We start from the raw sequence: 21528 nt of genomic DNA on the forward strand, positions 1-21528 counted from the left end.
GCCGAGGGAGAGGGGCGGGCATGGGCTGGACGGTCCTCTACATCGCGTTCGGCGTGGTCGCGCTGTGGCTGCTCGGTGAGGTGCTGCTGCAGTACAAGGCGCGGCTGAGGTGGCGTCTCCTCGCCTTCGTCGGGTTCCTGGGGGTGGTGCTGGGGGTGCTGCTCTCCTCCGTGGTGGTGATCGCGCTCGGCACGATCACCTTCGCCGTGGGGCAGACCTATGTGACGCTCTCCTTCCGCCGGGGCTTCTCCACCGGCTGGGCGATCGGCGGGCGGCCCGGGGCGAGCCGCCGCCGCAAGGCAGGGGAGAAGGACGCCTCGCGCGAACCGGTCATCGAGGTCTCGGGACTTGAGGAGACCGCCGTACCGCCCTACGCGACGGCGGCCCCGCTGGATCTGGACCCCGAGCCGGTCTACGCGCCACAGCCGATGCCCGACGACACCAACGGGTACGGCGTCTACACCGGCGCCCCCTTCGACGGCCCCCAGCCCGCCCCGGGCGGCCCGTCCGGCGAGGGCTACGGCCAGTACGACCCGTACTACGACGCCGGACAGCCGCCCGCCCGGGACGACTTCGGCACGGACCCCCAGCAGTACCCCGCGTACTCCGATCCCTATGTGGGCGGCCAGCAGTACAGCCCGGCGGAGAGCTACGACAGCTTCGGCAACCCGCAGTCGTACGACGCCGATCCGTACTACGCGCAGCAGTCGTACACGGATACGCCTCCCGGTGGTGTGTGGGTCCCGCAGCAACGGGACACGGAGCCGCCCCGGGAGCAGCCGGACCCGCAGCAGCCGTACGGCTACGACCCCGAGTACAACAACGAGCAGCAGTACCGCTACTGACTCGCAGGGGGCTGACCTCCCTGACCCGGCCGCACCCCGGCCACTCCCGGCCCCTGTGGCGCGGGGTCCGTCCTCAAGCGCCGGACGGGCTGGGGGTGACGGGTTCGCCCGGCGCGGGAGCCCGGGAACCGGGATGCCCTGGGTGTGGGCCTTTCCACGAGCGCCCGGACAGGCTGCCGTACCGAGCCCCTCCGAAGGCCCGCCGGAAATCGGAGCGAATCCCAGCCCCATCGGGAACCCGAACACCCCCAGCCCCGCCAGGAACCTGAGCCACCCCCAGCCCCGCCGGCGTTTGAGGCGCGGGGGTTCGGGGGCTGGCCCCCGACTCGGGCCCGCACGGTGCGGGTGCGTCCTCAAGCGCCGGACGGGCTGGTGTGTGCACGGTGCGGGTGTCCTGTGGTGCGGGGTCCGTCCTCAAGCGCCGGACGGGCTGGAGATGCGCATGCTCGGGCTCCCGTGGTGCGGGTGCGTCCTCAAGCGCCGGGCGGGCTCGGGGTGACGGGTTCGTCCGGCGCGGAGCGCTCTCACTGGGAGCCGCGGAAATCCGGCCCCTCGACGATCAGCCCCGCCACCAGCGCCCCGGACATCCCCGCATGAGCCAACCCCCCGCCCGGATGCGCATACCCCCCCACCAGATGGAGCCCCGGGAGCCGGGTGCTGTTCGCCGGGTGGAGATGGCGCCCCCCGGGCCCGGCCAGCGAGGGCGCCGCCATCCCTCCCGTCTCGGCGGGGGTCAGGATCTCCCGCCACAGCATCCGCTCCCGCAGTCCGCCCCCGCTCTCACCCATGGCCCGGGCGGCCGCCTCGACCAGGACCTCCGCGTACCGCTCGCGCAGCGCCTTGTCCGTCCAGTCGACCGGGCCCCCGTGGCCCGCGACCGTCGCCGACACGGTGACCGCCTCATGGCCGCCGTCCGGGCGGGTCGCCGGATCGTCCGGACGCAGCACGGTGACGGTGGGCCGCTCGGCGAGCCGCCCGCCGAAGACGGCCGCGGCCTCCTCCCCGGTGTCCGGGGCGTGCACCACACTGCGGTGCGCAACGGCCGCCGGCCGCCCCCCGCGCAGCGCCAGCAGCACGGTGAACCTGCCGGGCAGCGGCTCCTTGCCGCCGCCCTCGCGCGGCCGGATGTCATCCTCCCCCCACAGCGGACACCCGGTCAGCGCGGCGGCCCCCGCGCCCGCCACCACCTGGTCGGCCTCCACGGCCGAGCCGTCCGCCAGCACGACTCCCGCGGCCCGGCCGTCCCGCACCACCACCGAGGTCACCTCGCACTCGAAGCGGAACTCAACCTTCCGGGCGAGGCATCTCCCGTGCACCGCCCGCGCCAGCCGGTGCAGCCCGCCCTCGACGTACCAGGTGCCGAAGGTCTGCTCCAGATACGGCAGCAGGGCCGCCCCCGCCGGCGCGTGCCGGGGGTCCAGGCCGTACCCCAGGACACAGCCCTCGAGGAGCGCGGCCAGCCGGCGGTCGGCCAGCTCCCACGCCCCGGTCTCGGCCACGGTGGCCGCCTGCCGGGTGCGCAGCAGCCGGCGCTGCCGGAGCGCCGGATAGGGATCGCGCTCCAGCACCCGCCAGTCCCGCCACAGCGGCTCCTCCAGCAGGGGCCGCCGGGAGCGGTCCCAGGCATCCCGGGCCCGGCCCAGGAAGTCCCCCCACCGCTCGCCCGCCCCCGCGCCGAGCGCCGACTCCAGCGCGGAGACGATCCCCGCGCGCGACGCGTCGGGCAGCACGGCCTCGGTGCCGTCGGCGAACAGATGGCGGCCGGCCGGATCGACCTGGACCAGGCCGACGCACCGCTCCAGCGGCTCCCGGCCCGTCTTCACGAAGAGATCCCGCCAGACCGCGGGCAGATGGAGCAGACCGGGCCCGGTGTCGAAGACGAACCCCTCGCGCTCGAAGGAGCCCACCGACCCGCCGGGGGCCGCCGAGCGCTCGTACACCGTCACCCGGTGGCCTGCCACGGCCAGCCGGGCGGCCGCCGCCATCGCGCCCATCCCGGCGCCGATCACCGCAATCCGTGCCATGCCGAAAACTCTATCGACCCCCACTGACACTGCCGCCGCACGCCCTCGGCCCGCGCCCGCCCACCCGGGCGGGGACCGCGCCGGCGACCGCAGCCCCGCACGGGGGGAGTACGGACGCGGACGCGATCGTCACCAGACCGGACCTCCCACGGCTGGGCCCGCGCCCCCACGGCTGAGTACGACTACCTAGCCGCCGATATGAGTACGCGCGCGGATGGGCCGCCACCTGCGCGGACGGAAGAGTGGAGCCCACGGAGGGGGACGCGGCGCCGGCACCGACGACACGGGGCGGCGGAACGGCGCGGCGCCCCCGACGGAGAGCTTCCCTCGCGGAAGCGTTCCGGCGCCACGGGGGGAACGGGGCGCCGGAAACGGGGGACAGGGGGAACAACGGGGGAATCGGGGGATCGGAGGAACGGGGGAACGGGGGGAACAACGGGGGCCGCGATGCGCCGGCCCGGCGGGACTCGGGGGAGTCCCGCCGGGCCGGCCCATCGCCGTCCGCGCGGGTCAGCGCCCGCTGACCCGCCCGTGCAGCAGCCGCGACAGCGCCGCGTGCACATCGTCCAGGGACCGCTCCGGCTGGAACGACTGCCAGTCCAGCGCCGCCACCAGCACCATCCCCACCAGGGCCGCCGCGCTGAGCGGAATATCGATCTCCTCGCTCAGCTCGCCGTTCTCCACGGCCTCCCGCAGCACCGTCTCGACCACCGCCACCGCCTGCTGACGCACCACCAGCAGCGTGGACTGCCACGCCCGGTTGGTGCGCCACAGCTCGGCGACGTAGAGCTGGGTGAAGGCCGGATAGCGGTCGATGAAGACCAGACCCGCCCGGATCATCCCGTCCAGCGCCTCGACCTTGGTGCCCCCGCGCTCCGCGGTCTCGTCCGCGGCGGACTGGAGCGACGCGGTCAGCAGGCCGACCCCGAACCGCAGCAACTCCTCGAACAGCTCCGTCTTGCTCTTGAAGTTGTAGTAGACCGTGCCCTTGGCGACCCCGGCCCGCTCGGCGATCTCGTCCACCGTGGTCGCCGAGAAACCCTGCTCGGCGATCAGGGTCACCGCGGCCTCGTAGAGCTTGGCCCGGGTCGCCCGGCGTCTGGTGCTGCTGCTGTCCCTCGCGTCCATGCCGCCGATTCTCACAGGTCTCGGGGTTTTCCCGGGCTTGTTCCGGCAGCCGGCCGGCCTCGTCACAGACTCAGCTCGGGGTGGAGCCGGTCCAGTGTCCAGACCTGCTTGCGCCGCGCCGTCAGAGCGGTGAGAGCCAGCGCCCCGGCCGTGAAGGCGAGCAGGACGGCCGTCGCCTGCCACACCGGTCCGAGACCGCCGCCCGTGATCAGCCTCCGCAGCGCCTCCACCACATGGCTCATCGGCAGGAACGGATGGATCGCGTTGAAGAACGCCGGACTGGTCTGAACGGGATAGGTGCCGCCCGCCGAGGTCAGCTGGAGCATCAGCACCGCCAGGACGAGAATCCGTCCGGCCGCCCCGAAGCGGGCGTTCAGCCACTGGATGATCGCGGCGAAGCAGCAGATGACGAGCGCCAGGAAGGCGAGCGTCCCGGCCGCGTACGCCACCCTCATCCCCAGCGACCAGTGCAGCACCGCCATCAGCGCCCCGACCTGCACCAGACCGATGGCCACCACCGGCAGCCAGCCCGCCAGCGCGATCCGCCAGGCCGAACCCCCGGCGGCGAGCGCCCTCCGGTTCATCGGCTGGATGATCATGTACGCCACCATCGCGCCGACCCAGAGGGAGAGCGGGATGAAGTACGGGGCGAAGCCCGTGCCGTAGTTGGGCGCCTGGTTCAGGGTCTGGCTGGCCAGTTTCACCGGGTCCGCCATGACCTCGGTGCGCAGATCGCGGTCCTTCTCGCTGTAGTCGGGGATCTTCGCCACACCGTCGTGCAGGCCCCCCGCCAGATCGGCGGAGCCGTCGGCGAGCTTGAACAGGCCGCCGTCCAGGTCCCCCGCGCCCTTCTTCAGCTTCCCGACACCGGTGTCGATCTCGCCGGCGCCGGACCGGGCGCCGGTCAGCCCCGTGTGCAGCTCGGTCATGCCCCGGGAGACGCTCTGCGCACCCGTGTTGAGCGCGTTGATCCGTTCCAGGGCCGAGGCGAGGTCCTTCTCCAGGCCGGGCGAGCGCTCGGCGAGCTCCGCCGCCTTCTTCTGGAGGTCCTGGAGACGGCTGTCCAGCTTCCGCAGACCGCCCTGGTTCTCCCGGACCAGGGCGGTGACCCCGGCCGCCGATGCGGCGGCCTCCGTCGCGGCGGCGCTCGCGCGCTCCAGCGCGGGGCAGGCGACGGGGTCGGGCTCGGCCACGTCCCCGCACTGCTTCCCGTGGAGCGCCTTCAGCTCGTCGGCCGAGGTCTGGACACGTGTCGCGGCGGCGGGGCCGCTCTCCGTCAGTCCGGCGAGGCCGTCGCGGATCAGCTTCGAGGAGTCGGCGACCAGCAGGGCCGCGTCACCGATGGATGTGCCGTTGTCCTTGAGGTACGGGCGGATGCCGCCGGCGAGGCCGCCCGCCTTCCCGGCGAGCGCCCCGGTGCCGTTCGCCAGCTCCCGGGTCCCGGTCCTGAGATCCCCCGCGCCCTTCTCCAGCCGGGCGAGGGCTCCGGTGAGCCTGTCGGTGCTGTTCTTGGCGTTCTTCAGGCCGTCCGCCAGCTCCGTGGAGCCCTTCCTGGCCTCGCCGATGCCGCCCTTGAGGTCGTCCGCGCCCTTCGCGGCGTCCTCGGTCGCGCTGTGGATGTCCGAGAAGTTGATGAAGATCCGGTCCAGGAACGAGCGGGACGCCTTGGTGGAGGCGGCGGTGCGCACCTCCGCGAACACGGTCCGGGAGACCTGTCCGACGATGTAGTTGCTGGCGTCGTTCGTGCGCACCTGGAGGGCGCCGGTCTCCGGTGAGTCGCCGGAGCTGGACGCGATCCGCTCGCTGAAGTCCTCGGGCATCGTCAGGGAGAGGTAGTACGCGCCGTTCTCGACGCCCTCGCGGGCCTCGGCCCCGCTCACCTCGTGCCAGTCGAACACCTCGCTGTCGCGCAGGTTCCGGGCGATCTCGTCGCCCGCCGCGAGCCTCCCGTCGCCCTCCTCGGCCCCCTTGTCGTCGTTGACCAGGGCGACGGGGATGCGGTCGAGCCGTCCGTACGGGTCCCAGAAGGACCACAGGTACAGCGCCCCGTACAGCAGCGGCAGCAGCACGATCGCCACCACGGCGGCCCTGGGGAGCCTGCCCCTGCCGAACCGCCTCAGCTCAAGCGCGGCCAGTCTCGGCGAACGCATCGGCCGTCCCCTCCCCGTTGTCGTCGTCCATGGAGCCGCCCGCACCGTCGGTGCCGCCGCTGCTGTGGGTGCTGTCCGTGCTGTCCGTGCTGTTCGCGGCGCCTGCGCCGTCCGGACCGTCCGTGCGGACGACGGTGGTCCCCTCGGGCGCCTGGCTGCACACGGACACCACGGTGGTGCCGGTGCCGGCCGCCACCGAGCGCAGCAGCTCCCACGCCTCGGTCCGTTCGGCGTCCGAGAGCTTCAGATCGGTGTCGTCCACCGCGAGGAGCCGGGGGCGCCCGATCAGCGCGAGCGCGATGGACAGCCGCAGGGCCTCCAGCCGCTCCAGGGCGCGTACGGGGGTGCGCTCCGCCCTCGGGAGCGAGGCCGGGTCGAGCCCGGCCGCCGACAGCGCCTCCGCGATCCGCGCCCGGGTCCCGGCCGCCCGCTCGCCCGGCGGGCGCAGCAGCGCCCGCAGCGAGCCGTCGAACCGCCGCTGGAGCAGGGCGCGCTCGCGCAGATGCTCCGCGACGGTCAGTGCCGGGTCCAGCTCGCTCACCGACGGTACGGGGCCGAGCGCGCTGATCCTGCGGACCGCGGCCATCCCGCGCGGCAGCGTGAGACCGCCGATCTCGGCACGGCCCTCGGTGGGGCGCATCCGGCCGGCGAGCGCGAGCAGCAGACAGGTCCGGCCGGAGCCGGAGAGGCCCTCGACCGCGATGAGCGAACCGGGCGCCGCGTCGATGTCGACCGAGCGGAAGGCCCATCCCCGCGGGCCCTTGAGCCCGAACCCCTCGGCGAAGACGGCCGCCCCGTGCGGGCTGTCCACAGGCCCCCCTTGTTTTTGTACTGACCAGTCAGTGCAAAAACTAACCCTGGATCGAGCGTTGAGGCAAAAGCGCAGGTCAACGCGGATTGTCAGTGGCTGCCCCCACGATGGACACATACGGCCACAGTGCCGTCACACGACGACAGGAGGCTCGTCATGGCCAGCGACCACACGGCAGCCCCACACCGGCGCCGTGCCACCGGCCCTGTCCCCTCACTGACCGGGCCCGCGAGCGATGTGCACCCCGTCCCACGGCGTGCGTCGGCCCCGCCCGCGGCCCTCGATCTGCTCGCCCAGGCCCGCCGGGGCCTCGACGAGGCCGCCGCTCTCGAACCGCCCAACGAGCGGTACGCCACCGCCCACCTCGCCGCCCTGCGGACCGCCGCCGCGGTCCTCGCCGCCCGGGGCTACCCCGACGGTCCGCCCGCCGCCCGGGGCTACCCCGACGGTCCGCCCGCCGCCCGGCGCGGCCGGGGAGAGCCCACCCGGCGCGGTCGCAGGGCGGGCATCCGCAGCGCCTGGGAGCTGTTGCCCGAGAGCGCTCCCGAACTGTCCGAGTGGAGCGCCCACTTCGCCTCCGGAGCGCCGCGCCGAGCGCGCGCGGAGGCCGGTATACGCGGCGCGGCCAGCAGCCGCGAGGCCGACGACCTGCTGAGGGACGCGGCGATGTTCCTCCGCCTGGTGGAGCGCCTGCTCGTGCTCCACCCCGCACCGCCCGGGCCGGCGGCGGCCGGTCCGCCCGCACCGCGCCCCCCGGAGCCCGGGCCGCGGCCCGCCGTGCGGCAGGAGGAGGCCGGGTGAGCGCGCCCGCCGCCCGGCCTCCCTCTCCCGCCGCCCGGCCCCGTGCCGGTCCTCGCGGCCCCGCCGTCCCGCCGTCCCGCTGCCCCGGCGTGCTGCCGCCCCGCCGCCCTGTCGCGCGCACCGGCCGCGGGCCCGCGCGACCACGGAGCGGGACGCGGCGCCGGCGTCCGGGAAGGAGGCAATAGGGTGGGAGATGTCCTCAGTCCCACGGGGGCCACCCAGCGGGAGGCCCTCCACGAGAGTCCACCGTCCACCGCGAGAGCCCGACCCGGCGGTCCCCGACCGAGGTCGTCGCCCACCGCACGCCCCGCCGCTCCCGCGCGGCCGGGGCGGCACCGTCCGAGGAGTCAACTGCCGTGCCGGACCCGTCCCACCGCGGGGCCACCCCGCCGCGCCCGCCCCGCGCCGCCCTCCGCACCTCCGTGGTCTGGGAGGTCCTCAAGGAGGCCCTCGACCGCCGGGTCGAGGCCACCGGGAGGGAGGCCCTGGACGTCCTCGACACCGGCGGCGGCAGCGGGTCCTTCGCGGTGCCCGTCGCCCAGCTCGGCCACCGGGTGACCGTCGTCGACCCCAGCCCCAACGCGCTCTTCGCGCTGGAGCGCAGGGCGGCCGAGGCGGCCGTCGCCGACCGGGTGCAGGGCGTCCAGGGCGATGTGCACGGCCTCTTCGACGTCGTCGGGCGCGACGGCTACGACGTGGTCCTGTGCCACGGCGTCCTGGAGTACGTGGACGACCCCGCCGACGGTGTGCGCAACGCGGTGGACGCGCTGCGGCCCGGCGGCGCGCTCAGCCTGCTCGCCGCCGGGCTGGGCGGGGCCGTCATGGCCCGCGCGCTCGCCGGCCACTTCGCGGAGGCCCGCCAGGCGCTCACCGACCCCCGGGGCCGCTGGGGCGACGGGGACCCGACGCCCCGCCGCTTCACCGCCGAGCAGCTCTCCGGGCTGGTCACCGGGGCCGGCGCCGAGATCGGCGCGGTCCACGGGGTGCGGGTCTTCGCCGACCTGGTCCCCGGCGTCCTGGTGGACACCGAGCCGGGCGCCCTGGACGCCCTGCTGAAGCTGGAGGCCGAAGCCGCCGAGCTGCCCGCCTTCCACTCGGTCGCCACCCAGCTCCACGTACTGGGCCGGAAGCACGGCTGATCAGGGGCGCAGCCGCAGATGGAGTAGGACACAGACCCCCCGATCGGGTCCGCCGCCCCGTATGATCGAGGGACACCATCCGGCATGACGGATCGGAGGTTGGGGAATCTACGCCTCAGCAGCCAAAGCCGCCGTGGCGGCCCAAACTGGCGAACTGGCGTAGAGGGCGGGTTTCACGGGGGCGATTCCCTGCCTATCCTGAAAGGGCCGCATACGGTCGCCCCCGCGGCCGACGACTAGGAGGACTCCGTGCCGCTCTCGGAGCACGAGCAGCGAATGCTCGAGCAGATGGAGCGAGCGCTGTACGCCGAAGATCCCAAATTCGCGACAGCGCTTGAGGGAAGCGGGCTGCGTACGTACACCCGGCGACGGGTCTACCAGGCGGTTGCAGGCTTCCTGGTGGGTATCGCGCTCCTCATGGCCGGAATGGTCGCGCAGATGATCTGGATCAGTGTGGTGGGGTTCCTCGTCATGCTGGGCTGTGCGGTTCTGGCCGTCACCGGATGGCGCAAGGCGCCCAAGCCGGGCGAGCAGCAGACCCTGGGGGAGACGGCGGGCAGCGCTCGTCGCCCGTCCCGTCAGTCCCGTCAGCGCAAGTCGATGATGGACCGGATCGAGCAGCGGTGGCAGCGCCGCCGCGACGAACAGGGCCACTGAACCACCCGGTCCCCAGGGACCGGCGGACCGGCCCGGACCTTGTGTCCGGGCCCTGCGGCACAGGGCGGCCTCCGCCGCGCCCCCTTCCGCCCGGGAGCTGAGCCCCGGCGGACTCCCCTCTCCGGCACGGACCCGCGCCCGGTCACCGCTCCGTCTCCGGTCACTGATCCGTGACCGGTCACTGATCCGTGACCGATCGCGGAACCGCCCCCGATCCGCCCCGGGGCCCTCCCCGGGATGGCTCCGGGCCACCGACCCCGACCAGCGAGACGCCGATCAGACGCCGATCAGACGCCGATCAGACGTCGATCAGCGGCGTACGGCCGTGGCGGCGGCCGGGGAACAAGCGTCCGGGGGCCGGCCCCGCCGGGCACCGGCCCCACTCCTGCCCTCCCCGCCCCTCCGTCAGCCCCGCTGACGGAACGGCCGGCGCGGCAGCGCCGCCCGCCACTCCCCGCCCCGGGCCCGCAGACGGCCGGTCACCGAGGCCCACCGGTCCGACCCCGCCCAGATCACCCGGACGGCCGAACGGGGAAGCAGCACTGCCCTCAGCCGCCCCCACCGGCCCGCCCCGGCGCGCAGCCCGGCCCGGACACGCGCCGCGTCGTCGGCGAGACCCGTGACCGGCCGGGGCTCCGGCGCGTACAGCACCTGCTCCACCGCGCCGGCGAGGCGGTGCAGCGCCTCGGCGGGCTCGCCCGCCAGCTTCCCCAGCCGCACGATCCGCTCCGCTGTTCCGCGCGGCGTCCGTGAATCGTCCGGCGGGACACCGTGGTCCCAGGCCGTGTCCAGCACCTCCTGCCAGGCCGCCAGCACCCGCGCCCGGACATCCGCCGGGGCCCGGCCGCCGGACGACCGCAGCCTCCGCGCACCGGCGCCGCGCCGCCACAGCATCGGCCCCAGCAGCAGCGCCGCGGCGGCCACCACTCCCGCCACGACCAGCGCCACCGAGCCGATGGACCGGCCCGACCCGGCCGATGTCTCCTCGTCCACCGGGGCGGCCACCGAGCACTCACCGGCCCGCCGCAGCTCCGGAGGGCAGCTGTCCGAGGCCGAGGGAGCCGCGCTCGCCTCGTCGGAGGCCGTCGCCGAGGGCTGCGCCGAGGCGCTCGGCCCACCGGCGGGCGTGTTCTCCAGGGTGTAGTCCGGCTGGCTGCCCCGGCTCGGCGTCGGCTCGAAACGGGTCCAGCCGACCCCCTCGAAGTACAGCTCGGGCCAGGCGTGGGCGTCCCTGGTGCTGACCGACATGGTGCCGTCGGCGCGGGGAGAACCCGGGGTGAACCCCACGGCGACCCGCGCCGGTATACCGAGCGTCCGGGCCATCGCCGCCATCGAGAACGAGAAGTGGATGCAGAAGCCCTCCTTCTCGCGGAGGAAGCGGCTGATCGCGTTGACGCCCGTGCCCGACTGCACCTCGGTGTCATAGGTGAACTCACCGCTGTCGGCGAACCACTCCTGGAGCAGCACCGCCCGCTCGTGGTCGTTGGCCGCACCGCTGGTGACCCGCTCGGCCGTCCGCCGGACCGTCTGCGGGAGGTTGTCGGGCACGTCGGTGTACTCGCGCCGCAGAGCGGCTGGGGCGGGCGGAGCACCGGCCAGCTGCTCCGCCGTCGGGTTCACCGCCAGGCTGCTGACGGTGTACTGCGCCCCGCGGGAGTCCTGGCCCCGGTCCCCGACCAGGGTCCGGCCGCTCGGCTCGAACCGCCAGCGGCCGTCGATCCCGACCCGGGTCGCCGGATAGGGCAGCGGCAGCCAGTTCTGCTTGTAGTAGTCGGCGGCCGAGATGCTCGACCGGACGGGCTTGGTGGGGACCGCGCCGCTCAGCCCCTCCGGCCGGGGGAACCGCTCCGGCACCTCCTGCACCTTGCGCGGCGAGGACCGCCAGGTCGTGCCGTCGAACTGGTCCAGGGCGACGATCCGCAGATAGAAGTCCTCCTTGTTCTCCGCGTCGGTGCGGTAGCGCAGCACCTCGCGGTCCTCCGGCTGGTTCAGGCTCTCCTGGAGCGACACCAGCGGATTCACCGCCGAGATCGTGCTCCCGCCGCCCGGCCCGGACCCTCCGGACCCGCCGCCCACATCGGCCAGCAGCCCGCCGTCCAGCGCGGGCAGGGCCGCGGGCACCGCGAGGGCCACACCGAGCGCCAGGACGCCGATCCGGCGTCCGGTGCGCAGCGGGGAGACGGACGGTCCGGCGCCGGGCTCGAAGGGCCGGGCGCCGCCCGTCCGGGGAGAGCCGAAGACCCTGCCCCACTGGGCGACCCGGTCCCGGCCCTCCGCCAGCAGAAGCAGCAGATAGCCGGAGGCCGCGAGCAGGAACCAGAGCCAGTTCGCCGCACCTCCCGCGAGACCCGCCGCCACCGAGTACAGCGCGAGCAGCGGCAGACCCGCCGGGGCGGCACTGCGGAAGGTCACCGCGATGGTGTCCACCGCGAGCCCGATCACCAGCACCCCGCCGATCACCATCAGCGAGATGCCGTCGGAGACGGGCGCCGGGATGGCGTACTGCCCGATGTCGTCGCCGCCCGCGCTCAGCAGCCCGGCGAACCGCTGGAAGACCTCCGGCCCCGGCAGCAGCCCGAACAGTGCCTGCTCCCGGGCGAAGACCCAGGTCAGCAGCGTCAGCCCGGCCAGCGCCTGGACCAGCGCCGTGAGCGGCCCGGCCAGCGCCGCCCGCCTGGCCAGGGCGCCCGCGGCGCTCTGGACGCCCAGCAGCACCACGGCCTGCACCAGCCAGCCCACGCCGTCGAGCAGCGGCACCATCGCGCACGCCGCCATCAGCGTGGCCGCGTACGCACTCAGCGTCAGCCGTCCCCGACCACTCATGACCCATCCCCACCGTTCATGACCATCCCCCGAAGCCGCCGCCCGCACCGCCGGACGGTTCGCCGCGCTGCTGGTCGGCCAGTTGCCACAGTGCCGGGAACGACGCCCCCGGCGGTACGGCCAGCGCCGTCCAGCCGGCCTCGCGCAGCACCCTCAGCCGGCTCTCGACCGGGCCCGGCGAGCCTCCGCCGCTCGTCCACGCCCCGCTGTCCAGGACAAAGGCCACCGCCGAGCCGGCCCGCCGGCACATCCGGGCCGCCAGTGCCGCCTGCTCCTCGTCCAGATCGCCGAAGAAGGCCACCAGCAGCCCCTCGCTCCCGCCGCGCAGCGCCGTGTGGGCGGCCCGCAGCCCCTCCTCCTCCGAGTGGTCCACCACCGCCAGCTCGTCCAGCATCAGCCCGGCGGTGTCGGCGGAGTCCTGGGCACCGGCGAACCCGTCGCCCGAGTCCTCGGGGACGGTGCTCCCGGTGTCCGTCATCAGCCGCACCGAGAAGCCCCGCTCCAGTATGTGGACCAGCGCGGAGGCGGTCCCGGAGACCGCCCACTCGAAGGCGGAATCGGGGCCCGCCCCCTGGTAGGCGATGGCCCGGGTGTCCAGGAGGACCGTGCAGCGGGCGCGCTGCGGCTGCTCCTCGCGCCGCACCATCAACTCGCCGTACCGCGCGGTGGAGCGCCAGTGCACCCGGCGCAGATCGTCGCCGTAGCGGTAGTTCCGCGGGATCACGTCGTCGTCCCCGGCGAGCGCAAGGGAGCGCCGCCGGCCCTCCCCGTACCCCGAGGCGTCACCGGTCAGCCGCACGGGCGGCAGCGGCTCGGTCCGCGGGATCACGGTGAGGGTGTCGAAGGCGCCGAACGAGCGGGTCAGTTCGCACATGCCGAACGGGTCGGTCAGCCGCAGCTGGAGCGGGCCCAGCGGATACCGCCCCCGCAGATCGGAGCGGACCCGGTACGACACCTCGCGGCGGCCCCCCGCCTCCATCCGGTCCAGCACGAACCGGGGCCGGGGTCCCAGCACATAGGGCACATGGTCCTGGAGCATCAGCAGTCCGGTGGGCATCCGCGAGACATTGTCCATCCGCAGGTGCACCCGCGCCTCGGTGCCGGTGGGCACCCGCGCGGGAGTGAGCCGGCGGCTGCCCGTGACGCGGTGGCGGGTGCGGTGGAGCACGGAGACACAGACCAGCGGCAGCACCGCGAGGAGCAGCCCCACCCGCAGCAGATCGCTCTGCCCCAGGACATAGGCACAGCCCGCGGCCGCCACCCCGGCGGCCAGGAACGACCGGCCGCGCGTGGTCAGCCCGCTGAGACCGGCCCGGAAACCGGGCCGGTCCGCGCCGTCGGTGCCGCTGTCGCCGTCCGTTCCCGCCGCCGCGCCGGAAGCCCCGGCGGGCTCCCCCGCGCCTTCCCCGGCCAGGCCCCCCGGAGACATCACAGCCGCCGGGCCCCGGGTACCCCGCCGGGGAGGGGCTGTGGCCGCTCGCCCGCCACATACGCGGTCCGCGCGCCCTCGGCCGTGGGCACCGGAGTGCGCTGGAGGATGTCCAGCACCACCTGCTCCGCCGTGCGCCGGTTCAGCTGGGCCTGCGCCGTGGGCAGCAGCCGGTGCGCCAGCACCTGCACCACCAGCGACTGCACATCGTCCGGCAGCGCGTAGTCCCGGCCGGCCAGCGCGGCGGTGGCCTTCGCCGCGCGCAGCAGATGCAGGGTCGCGCGCGGGGAGGCACCGAGCCGGAGGTCGGGGTGGCTGCGGGTCGCGGCCACCAGCTCCACCGCGTACCGGCGGACGGGCTCGGCCACATGGACATGGCGCACGGCGTCGATCAGCTTCACCATGTCGTCCGCGTGCGCCACCGGCTCCAGGTCGTCGAGGGGCGAGACCCCGCCGTGCACATCGAGCATCTGGAGCTCTGCCTCGGCGCTGGGGTAGCCGATGGAGACCCGCGCCATGAAGCGGTCGCGCTGGGCCTCCGGCAGCGGATAGGTGCCCTCCATCTCCACCGGGTTCTGGGTGGCCACCACCATGAAGGGGCTGGGCAGTTCATAGGTCTTGCCGTCGATGGTGACCTGGCGCTCCTCCATCGACTCCAGCAGCGCCGACTGGGTCTTGGGCGAGGCGCGGTTGATCTCGTCCCCGATCACGATCTGGGCGAAGATCGCGCCGGGCTTGAACTCGAAGTCCCGCCGCTGCTGGTCGAATATGGACACGCCGGTGATGTCGGACGGCAGCAGATCCGGCGTGAACTGGATACGCCGCACCGAGCAGTCGATGGATCTCGCCAGTGCCTTGGCCAGCATGGTCTTCCCCACGCCGGGGACATCCTCGATGAGCAGATGTCCCTCGGCGAGCAGCACGGTCAGCGAAAGCCGTACGACCTCGGGCTTGCCTTCGATCACCCGCTCCACCGATCTGCGGACACGATCCGCTGTGGTGGTCAGATCTGTGAGGCTCGCTCGATTGTCATAGGTCGTCACCCGGCCCTCCTCGGCCCGTTCCACACGGGCCGGGTCTCCAAGCGGCCCGGCCCACCCCGAATCACGAACACCGCACGCGGGAAGTTCCGGAGTGGTGTCGTACCCGCATTCTTGTTGCCGTCGGCGGGTCGTGTCACTTGCCTGTGGACAAGGGGGTGTGATTTGCCGGGTTGATGGGGCTATTTCATGGTGTTCCGGTCGAGCCCTCGAACTTTCCGCCGGGGCGGCCGCATCCGTACGGCCGCCCCGGCGCTTCTCAGAGGCCCGCTCCGGCCATCATTCCGAGGGGACGATCATTCCGAGGGGGCGATCATTCCGAGGGGTCGGTGGGGTCGATCTCCCGCAGCACACCCTGCTTCACATCGAACACAAAGCCGCGCACATCATCGGAGTGCAGCAGGAACGGCGAGGTGCGCACCCGCTGCATGGACTGCCGTACATCCTGGTCCACATCGCGGAACGCCTCCACCGCCCACGGCGGACGCTGCCCGACCTCGTCCTCCAGTTCGTGCCGGAAGTCCTCGGTCAGCGATTCGAGGCCGCAGCCGGTGTGGTGGATGAGGATCACCGTGCGGGTGCCCAGCGCCCGCTGGCTGATGGTGAGCGAACGGATCACATCGTCGGTGACCACGCCGCCGGCGTTCCGGATGGTGTGGCAGTCACCCAGCTCCAGTCCGAGGGCGGCGTGGAGGTCCAGCCGGGCGTCCATGCAGGCGACCACGGCGACCCGGAGAACGGGGCGAGCGTCCATCCCGGGGTCCTGGAACACGGCGGCATAGCGCTGATTCGCCTCGACGAGGCGATCGGTGACCGATCCGCCCGTACGCACAGCGTCGGGGGAGTGGTGCGCGGAAGTCGTCATGGTGACGACGTTAATGGGAACGGGCCGCACCGGCCTGCTGACGGAGGTGACAAAGAACATCAACACGGCTTGTTGTGAGGTAACCCACAGGGGTGCCGACGCCCCACCCGTTCGAGTGAAGTGTTCGCCGTCCCGGCCGCTCCGCCACGCCGTCGGCCGGTTGATTGACCGGCAAGGCCGGTGGACTAAAGTGACGCGCAGTTCACGGAATCATCCTGCACGTTTCCACGATTTCCCCGCGTGTGCGGCGGTACGCACCGCGAGTGCGGCGTACGCACGGTCCGGTCCCGCTCGGCGGTGGACCGGGCCCCCGCGCCGGACCTGAGAGGGCCCTTTGAGCAATACCCGACACGTCCCGGTGATGCTCCAGCGGTGCCTGGACCTCCTGGCCCCGGCCCTGGAAACGCCGGGGTCGGTCGTCGTCGACTGCACCCTGGGGCTCGGCGGCCACAGCGAGGCCCTGCTCACCCGCTTCCCCGGCGCGCGGCTCATCGCCCTCGACCGCGACCCCGAGGCCCTGCGGCTCTCCGGCGAACGGCTCGCCCCCTTCGGCGAGCGTGCCACGCTCGTCCACGCGGTCTACGACGAGCTGCCGGACGTGCTGGAGCGGCTCGGCGTCCCCGCCGTCCAGGGCGTCCTCTTCGACCTCGGCGTCTCCTCCATGCAGCTCGACGAGGCCGGGCGCGGATTCGCGTACGCCCAGGACGCCCCGCTCGACATGCGGATGGACCAGACCACCGGGATCAGCGCCGCGGAGGTCCTCAACACCTATCCGCCCGGCGAGCTGGTGCGCATCCTGCGGATGTACGGCGAGGAGAAGCAGGCCAAGCGGATCGTCTCGGCCGTCGTGCGCGAACGGCAGACGGACCCCTTCACCAACAGCGCCCGGCTGGTGGAGCTGATCCGTGACGCGCTGCCGCAGGCGGCCAAGCGCACCGGGGGCAACCCCGCCAAGCGCACCTTCCAGGCGCTGCGGATCGAGGTCAACGGCGAGCTGACCGTCCTGGAGCGGGCGATTCCGGCGGCGGTCGGGGCGCTCGCGGTCGACGGCCGGATCGCGGTCCTCTCGTACCACTCCCTGGAGGACCGGCTCGTCAAGCAGGTCCTCGCGGCGGGCGCCGCCACCACGGCCCCGCCGGGCCTCCCGGTGGTGCCCGAGGAGTTCCAGCCCCGGCTGAAGCTGCTGACCCGGGGTGCCGAACTGCCGACCGAGGAAGAGGTGGCCGAGAACCGCCGCGCCGCCCCCGCCCGGCTGAGGGGAGCACAGCGCATCCGGGAGGACGTGCGGTGAGCCCGGCGGCCGAGCAGCTCAAGGGGCGTGCCGCCAGGCTCGCCCGCATGATGCCGGCGGGCCCCAGCACCGCCGCGCGCACGCCGTTCGTGCTGCTGGTCGTCGTCCTCCTCGGCGGCGGACTGATCACTCTGCTCCTGCTGAACTCCTCGCTCAACGAGGGCTCCTTCGAACTGAACGAGCTGAAGCAGGAGACCACCGAACTCACCGATGAGCAGCAGGCCCTCCAGCGGGACGTGGACAGCGGGCTGGCCCCCGACGCGCTGGAGCGGCGCGCCCGCGAGCTGGGCATGGTCCCCGGCGGCAACCCCGCCTTCATCGACCCCGGCGGCAGGGTCCGCGGCACCCCCGGCGAGGCCACCGCGCCCCCCGCGACCGGCGTCGCCCCCTCCCCGACCCTCCCCGCCCCTCTCGGCCCCACCCCCCAGACCCTGGGCGGGACCCCCGCCGGTCCGCCGTCCGAGGGACCGACCCCCGGCCCGGGACAGACCGGCCCCGGACAGACCGGCCCGGCGCCCGGGGGCGGACCCCGCGCCCCGGGCGACCCGACGCAAGCGGACCTGACGCAAGCGGACCCGGACCGGCCGCCCTCCCCGTCCGGCACCCCCGCCCCGCCCTCCACGCCCCCCGGCAGGTGACCCAGTGCCACCCAAGGAACGATCAGCGCGCCCCTCGGGACGGCCGGCCGGCCCGCACGACCGGGTGCCGGGACCGGCCCGCAAACCACCGGCCCGCAGATCACCGTCCGGTGGGCCACCCTCCCGCCCGGCCCGCCGGACCCCGAAGCCGCCCCCGCTGCGGCTCGGCAGCCCCCGCCCCCGGCTCCGCCTGGTCAGCCTCGGTCTGACGCTGGTGATGCTGGTCTTCGTCGTCCGGCTGCTCCAGGTGCAGGCCGTCGACGCCGAGGCGTACACCGACAAGGCGGAGAAGCACCGCTATATGAGCGTGGTGCTCGCCGCCGAGCGCGGAGAGATCACCGACCGGTCCGGGGTCGCCCTCGCCAGCAGCGTCGACGCCCACGACATCACGGCCGACCCGAAGCTGTTCACGCCCGGCGAGAGCAAGTCCCCGAACGCGCCCGAGCAGGCCGCCGCCCTGCTCGCGCCCATCCTCGGCAAGGAGACCGGCGAACTCGCCGAGAAGCTCCGCACCCCGAACTCCCGCTACACCGTGCTGGCCCGCCGCCAGACCCCGCAGGTCTGGAAGCAGATCAAGGACCTCAAGGGCGTCCTCGCCGAGAAGGCCCGCACCGACCGGGCGGCCGGCGGCCCCGGGGCCAATGTCCTCGCCGGGGTGCTCCAGGAGTCCAGCAGCAAGCGCGTCTACCCGAACGCCGATCTCGCCGCCGGGATACTGGGCTATGTGAACGCCGAGGGCCGCGGCGGCGGGGGCGTCGAGTCCATGCTCGACAAGACCCTCGCCGGCGAGGACGGGGAGATCACCTACGCCCAGTCGGGCGGCCGGCGGGTCCCCACCGCCGACGGCACCCGCGAGACCCCGGCCGTCCCCGGCTCCGATGTGGAGCTGACCATCGACCGCGACATCCAGTGGGCGGCCCAGCGCGCGATCAGCGACCAGGTCTCCAAGTCCAGGGCCGACCGCGGCTATGTGATAGTCCAGGACACCCGCACCGGCGAGGTGCTCGCGATGGCGAACGCGCCCGGCTTCGACCCCAACGACATCTCCCGGGCCGACGCCACCGCCATGGGGAACGCCGCCCTCCAGGACGCCTTCGAGCCCGGCTCCACCGCCAAGGTGATGTCGATGGCCGCCGTCCTGGAGGAGAAGGCCGCCACCCCCGGCACCCATGTCGTGGTCCCCAACCGGCTGCACCGGGGCGATCGGCTGTTCAAGGACGACATCGACCACCCCACCTGGTATCTGACCCTCAACGGGGTGCTCGCCAAGTCCAGCAACATCGGCACCATCCTCGCCACCGGACAGCTCGGCAGGACCCAGGCCGAGGCCAATGAGGTGCTCCACTCCTACCTGCGGAAATTCGGCATCGGCAGCCCCAGCGGGCTCGGCTACCCGGGGGAGACGCCCGGCATCCTCGCCCCGCCGAAGAAGTGGTCCACCTCGCAGCAGTACACGATCCCGTTCGGCCAGGGACTGTCCATCAACGCCATGCAGGCCGCCTCCGTCTACCAGACCATCGCCAACGGCGGCGTACGCGTCGAGCCCACCCTGGTCCGGGGCACCAGGGGGCCCGATGGCCGGTTCGGCGCCGCCCCCGAGCCCAGGAAGACCCGGGTCGTGAGCGAGCGGACCGCCAAGACGCTCTCCACCATGCTGGAGTCCGTCGTCGGCAGTGAAGAGGGCACCGGCACCAAGGCCCGCATCCCCGGCTACCGCGTCGCGGGCAAGACCGGCACCGCCAACCGTGTCGACCCGGAGCTGGGCCGCTACCGCGGCTACACCGCCTCCTTCGCCGGCTTCGCCCCCTCCGACGAGCCCCGGATCGCCGTCTACTGCGCCATCCAGAACCCCACCAAGGGAAGCTACTTCGGCGGCCAGATCTGCGGCCCGGTCTACCAGCAGGTCATGCAGTTCGCGCTGAAGACCCTCCAGGTGCCGCCCACCGGCAACGCACCGGCCAGACTCCCCGTCACCTTCGAACCCGGCCCATGACCCGCCGGCGCACCTCCCGCGAGGCGGCCCCGGGCCGGCGGCCGGCCCGCCGGCCCCCGGCCCGCCCCGCACCCGATCGCTCCGGCACCCGGCCGGCCCGGCCCCCGACCGCCGGGCGTCCCGCCCGAGAACGACCCGAGGAACCACCAGTGACAACCATCACCCCCGACTCCGGGAACCGCGGACCCTCCGGGGCCACACCCTCCGGCAGCCCGCCACCGCCCCCGGCGGACGGCACCGAGGGCGGCCCCCCCTCTTTTGGCTCCGGGCCGGGTGCGCCCGGTACGCTCACCGCCGTGCCACACGCTGATCAGTACCGAACCGCCCCGCAGGACGCCCCCGCGAAGCAGCCGGGAGCTCCCCGGCCGGAAAGGCCCCACCCGACCCCCCTGGGGGACCTGGCCGCCCGGCTGGGGGTGACGAGCCCCGCGGCGGACGAGATCACCGTCACCGGCATCACCCACGACTCACGGGCGGTACGCCCCGGTGATCTGTACGCGGCCCTGCCCGGCGCCCGGCTCCACGGCGCCGACTTCGTCGCCCAGGCCGCCGGTCTCGGCGCCGCCGCCGTCCTCACCGACCCGGCGGGCGCCGAGCGCGCCGCCGCCACCGGACTGCCGGTCCTGGTCACCGGGGACCCGCGGGGCCGGATGGGCGCCCTCGCCGCCGAGATCTACGGCCGGCCCGGCGAGCGGCTGCTCCAGCTCGGCATCACCGGCACCTCGGGGAAGACGACCACCGTCTACCTCATGGAGGGCGGCCTCCGCGCGGCGGGCCGCACCACCGGTCTGATCGGCACGGTCGAGACCCGGATCGGCGACGAGCGGCTCAAGTCGGAGCGGACGACCCCGGAGGCCACCGACCTCCAGGCGCTCTACGCCGTCATGGGCGAGCGCGGGGTCGAGGCGGTCGCCATGGAGGTCTCCAGCCACGCCCTGGTCCTCGGCCGGGTCGACGGCTGTGTCTTCGACGTCGCCGTCTTCAACAACCTCAGCCCGGAGCACATGGAGTTCCACTCCGGCATGGAGGACTACTTCCAGGCGAAGGCGCGGCTCTTCACCCCGGCCCGCAGCCGGCGCGGCGTGGTCAACCTCGACGACGAGTACGGCCGCAGGCTCGTCACGGAGGCCTCCGTCCCCCTCACGACCTTCTCCGCCGAGGGCCATCCGGACGCCGACTGGCGCGCCGAGGACGTGGAAGTGGGCTCCCTGGGCTCCGTCTTCACCGTCGTGGGCCCCGGCGGGGTGCGGGTGCGGGCCGCGGCGCCGCTGCCCGGCCCCTTCAACGTCGCCAACACGCTCGCCGCCGTCGTCACCCTCGCCGTCGCCGGGATCGACCCGCAGACCGCCGCCGACGGCATCGCCGCCGTCCCCGGCGTCCCGGGCCGGCTGGAGCGCGTGGACGAGGGCCAGCCCTACCTCGCCGTGGTCGACTACGCCCACAAGACCGACGCCGTCGAGTCCGTGCTGCGCTCCCTGCGCAAGGTCACCGACGGCCGGGTGCACATCGTCCTCGGCTGCGGCGGCGACCGCGACACCACCAAGCGCGGCCCGATGGGCGCTGCGGCGGCCCGGCTCGCCGACACCGCCGTGCTGACCTCCGACAACCCGCGCTCGGAGGACCCTCTCGCCATCCTCGCCACCATGCTCGCCGGCGCCGCCGAAGTGCCGGCCCACGAGCGCGGCGACGTCCTCGTCGAGGCCGACCGCGCCGCCGCCATCGCCGCGGCCGTCTCCCGGGCCGAGCCCGGTGACACCGTGCTCATCGCCGGAAAGGGCCATGAGCAGGGCCAGGACATCGCCGGAGTCGTCCGTCCCTTCGACGACCGCCAGGTACTGCGCGACGCCATCCGGGCCTCTCGCGCCTCCGTTCACCAGAAACCCCGGGGATGACC

At 74.0% G+C, this 21528-nt stretch carries 16 protein-coding genes; 8 read left to right on the plus strand and 8 right to left on the minus strand.

Annotation, left to right across the window (positions count from 1 at the left end; all coding sequences use genetic code 11):
- Positions 1-20: 20 nt before the first annotated feature.
- Positions 21-845 (plus strand): hypothetical protein, encoded by an 825-nt coding sequence (locus ABT122_RS03285; protein WP_351544527.1) that lies wholly within the window; start codon positions 21-23, stop codon positions 843-845.
- Between the two features lie 524 nt (positions 846-1369).
- Here the strand turns inward: ABT122_RS03285 and ABT122_RS03290 are convergent.
- From ABT122_RS03290 to ABT122_RS03305, 4 genes are all read right to left on the minus strand, one after another.
- Positions 1370-2869, minus strand: a complete 1500-nt coding sequence (locus tag ABT122_RS03290; protein ID WP_351544529.1) for a phytoene desaturase family protein — start codon at positions 2867-2869, stop codon at positions 1370-1372.
- A 510-nt stretch (positions 2870-3379) separates the two neighbouring features.
- Positions 3380-3997, minus strand: coding sequence for a TetR/AcrR family transcriptional regulator (locus tag ABT122_RS03295; protein WP_351544532.1), 618 nt, complete (start codon positions 3995-3997; stop codon positions 3380-3382).
- Between the two features lie 62 nt (positions 3998-4059).
- Entirely contained in the window at positions 4060-6147 is a 2088-nt protein-coding gene (locus ABT122_RS03300; protein WP_351544535.1) for a YhgE/Pip family protein, read from the minus strand.
- Positions 6119-6958: an ATP-binding cassette domain-containing protein gene (locus ABT122_RS03305; protein WP_351544538.1), complete on the minus strand. Its 840-nt coding sequence runs from the start codon at positions 6956-6958 to the stop codon at positions 6119-6121. The genes ABT122_RS03300 and ABT122_RS03305 overlap by 29 nt, the downstream gene beginning before the upstream one ends.
- Before the next feature lie 156 nt (positions 6959-7114).
- On the opposite strand from ABT122_RS03305, the gene ABT122_RS03310 reads away from it, so the two are divergent.
- From ABT122_RS03310 to ABT122_RS03320, 3 genes are all read left to right on the plus strand, one after another.
- Positions 7115-7759: an SAV_6107 family HEPN domain-containing protein gene (locus tag ABT122_RS03310; protein WP_351544541.1), complete on the plus strand. Its 645-nt coding sequence runs from the start codon at positions 7115-7117 to the stop codon at positions 7757-7759.
- A gap of 356 nt (positions 7760-8115) precedes the next feature.
- Positions 8116-8898 carry a methyltransferase gene (locus ABT122_RS03315; protein ID WP_351544543.1) on the plus strand — a complete coding sequence of 261 codons (783 nt, stop codon included), beginning with the start codon at positions 8116-8118 and terminating at the stop codon, positions 8896-8898.
- A gap of 249 nt (positions 8899-9147) precedes the next feature.
- Positions 9148-9555, plus strand: coding sequence for an SCO2097 family morphological protein (locus ABT122_RS03320; protein ID WP_351544546.1), 408 nt, complete (start codon positions 9148-9150; stop codon positions 9553-9555).
- A 405-nt stretch (positions 9556-9960) separates the two neighbouring features.
- On the opposite strand, the gene ABT122_RS03325 is transcribed toward ABT122_RS03320, so the two are convergent.
- From ABT122_RS03325 to ABT122_RS03340, 4 genes are all read right to left on the minus strand, one after another.
- Positions 9961-12378, minus strand: coding sequence for a transglutaminase TgpA family protein (locus ABT122_RS03325; RefSeq protein ID WP_351544549.1), 2418 nt, complete (start codon positions 12376-12378; stop codon positions 9961-9963).
- 16 nt (positions 12379-12394) lie between these two features.
- Complete coding sequence (locus ABT122_RS03330; RefSeq protein ID WP_351544551.1) at positions 12395-13807, minus strand: DUF58 domain-containing protein; 1413 nt, start codon at positions 13805-13807, stop codon at positions 12395-12397.
- Positions 13807-14850 (minus strand): AAA family ATPase, encoded by a 1044-nt coding sequence (locus ABT122_RS03335; RefSeq protein ID WP_351544554.1) that lies wholly within the window; start codon positions 14848-14850, stop codon positions 13807-13809. Before ABT122_RS03335 ends, ABT122_RS03330 begins: the two co-directional genes overlap by 1 nt.
- Before the next feature lie 310 nt (positions 14851-15160).
- On the minus strand, positions 15161-15712 hold the full coding sequence (locus ABT122_RS03340) for a beta-class carbonic anhydrase (protein WP_351544557.1): 552 nt from the start codon (positions 15710-15712) through the stop codon (positions 15161-15163).
- Positions 15713-16046: 334 nt separating this feature from the next.
- On the opposite strand from ABT122_RS03340, the gene rsmH reads away from it, so the two are divergent.
- From rsmH to ABT122_RS03360, 4 genes are all read left to right on the plus strand, one after another.
- Positions 16047-17003 carry a 16S rRNA (cytosine(1402)-N(4))-methyltransferase RsmH gene (rsmH, locus tag ABT122_RS03345; protein WP_351544560.1) on the plus strand — a complete coding sequence of 319 codons (957 nt, stop codon included), beginning with the start codon at positions 16047-16049 and terminating at the stop codon, positions 17001-17003.
- Positions 17000-17641: a cell division protein FtsL gene (gene ftsL / locus ABT122_RS03350; protein WP_502976088.1), complete on the plus strand. Its 642-nt coding sequence runs from the start codon at positions 17000-17002 to the stop codon at positions 17639-17641. The genes rsmH and ftsL overlap by 4 nt, the downstream gene beginning before the upstream one ends.
- A 4-nt stretch (positions 17642-17645) precedes the next feature.
- Positions 17646-19634 (plus strand): peptidoglycan D,D-transpeptidase FtsI family protein, encoded by a 1989-nt coding sequence (locus ABT122_RS03355; RefSeq protein ID WP_451068211.1) that lies wholly within the window; start codon positions 17646-17648, stop codon positions 19632-19634.
- 149 nt (positions 19635-19783) lie between these two features.
- Positions 19784-21526, plus strand: coding sequence for a UDP-N-acetylmuramoyl-L-alanyl-D-glutamate--2,6-diaminopimelate ligase (locus tag ABT122_RS03360; RefSeq protein WP_451068210.1), 1743 nt, complete (start codon positions 19784-19786; stop codon positions 21524-21526).
- Positions 21527-21528: the final 2 nt, after the last annotated feature.

This window comes from Streptomyces sp. NPDC001985 (assembly GCF_040296845.1).
GTDB lineage: Bacteria > Actinomycetota > Actinomycetes > Streptomycetales > Streptomycetaceae > Streptomyces.

Excerpts from the sequence above, each read along its gene's own strand:
- ABT122_RS03285 (WP_351544527.1), top strand. The coding sequence starts at position 21 with ATGGGCTGGACGGTCCTCTACATCGCGTTCGGCGTGGTCGCGCTGTGG.
- ABT122_RS03290 (WP_351544529.1), bottom strand. The coding sequence starts at position 2,869 with ATGGCACGGATTGCGGTGATCGGCGCCGGGATGGGCGCGATGGCGGCG.
- ABT122_RS03295 (WP_351544532.1), bottom strand. The coding sequence starts at position 3,997 with ATGGACGCGAGGGACAGCAGCAGCACCAGACGCCGGGCGACCCGGGCC.
- ABT122_RS03300 (WP_351544535.1), bottom strand. The coding sequence starts at position 6,147 with ATGCGTTCGCCGAGACTGGCCGCGCTTGAGCTGAGGCGGTTCGGCAGG.
- ABT122_RS03310 (WP_351544541.1), top strand. The coding sequence starts at position 7,115 with ATGGCCAGCGACCACACGGCAGCCCCACACCGGCGCCGTGCCACCGGC.
- ABT122_RS03325 (WP_351544549.1), bottom strand. The coding sequence starts at position 12,378 with ATGAGTGGTCGGGGACGGCTGACGCTGAGTGCGTACGCGGCCACGCTG.
- ABT122_RS03330 (WP_351544551.1), bottom strand. The coding sequence starts at position 13,807 with ATGTCTCCGGGGGGCCTGGCCGGGGAAGGCGCGGGGGAGCCCGCCGGG.
- ABT122_RS03340 (WP_351544557.1), bottom strand. The coding sequence starts at position 15,712 with ATGACGACTTCCGCGCACCACTCCCCCGACGCTGTGCGTACGGGCGGA.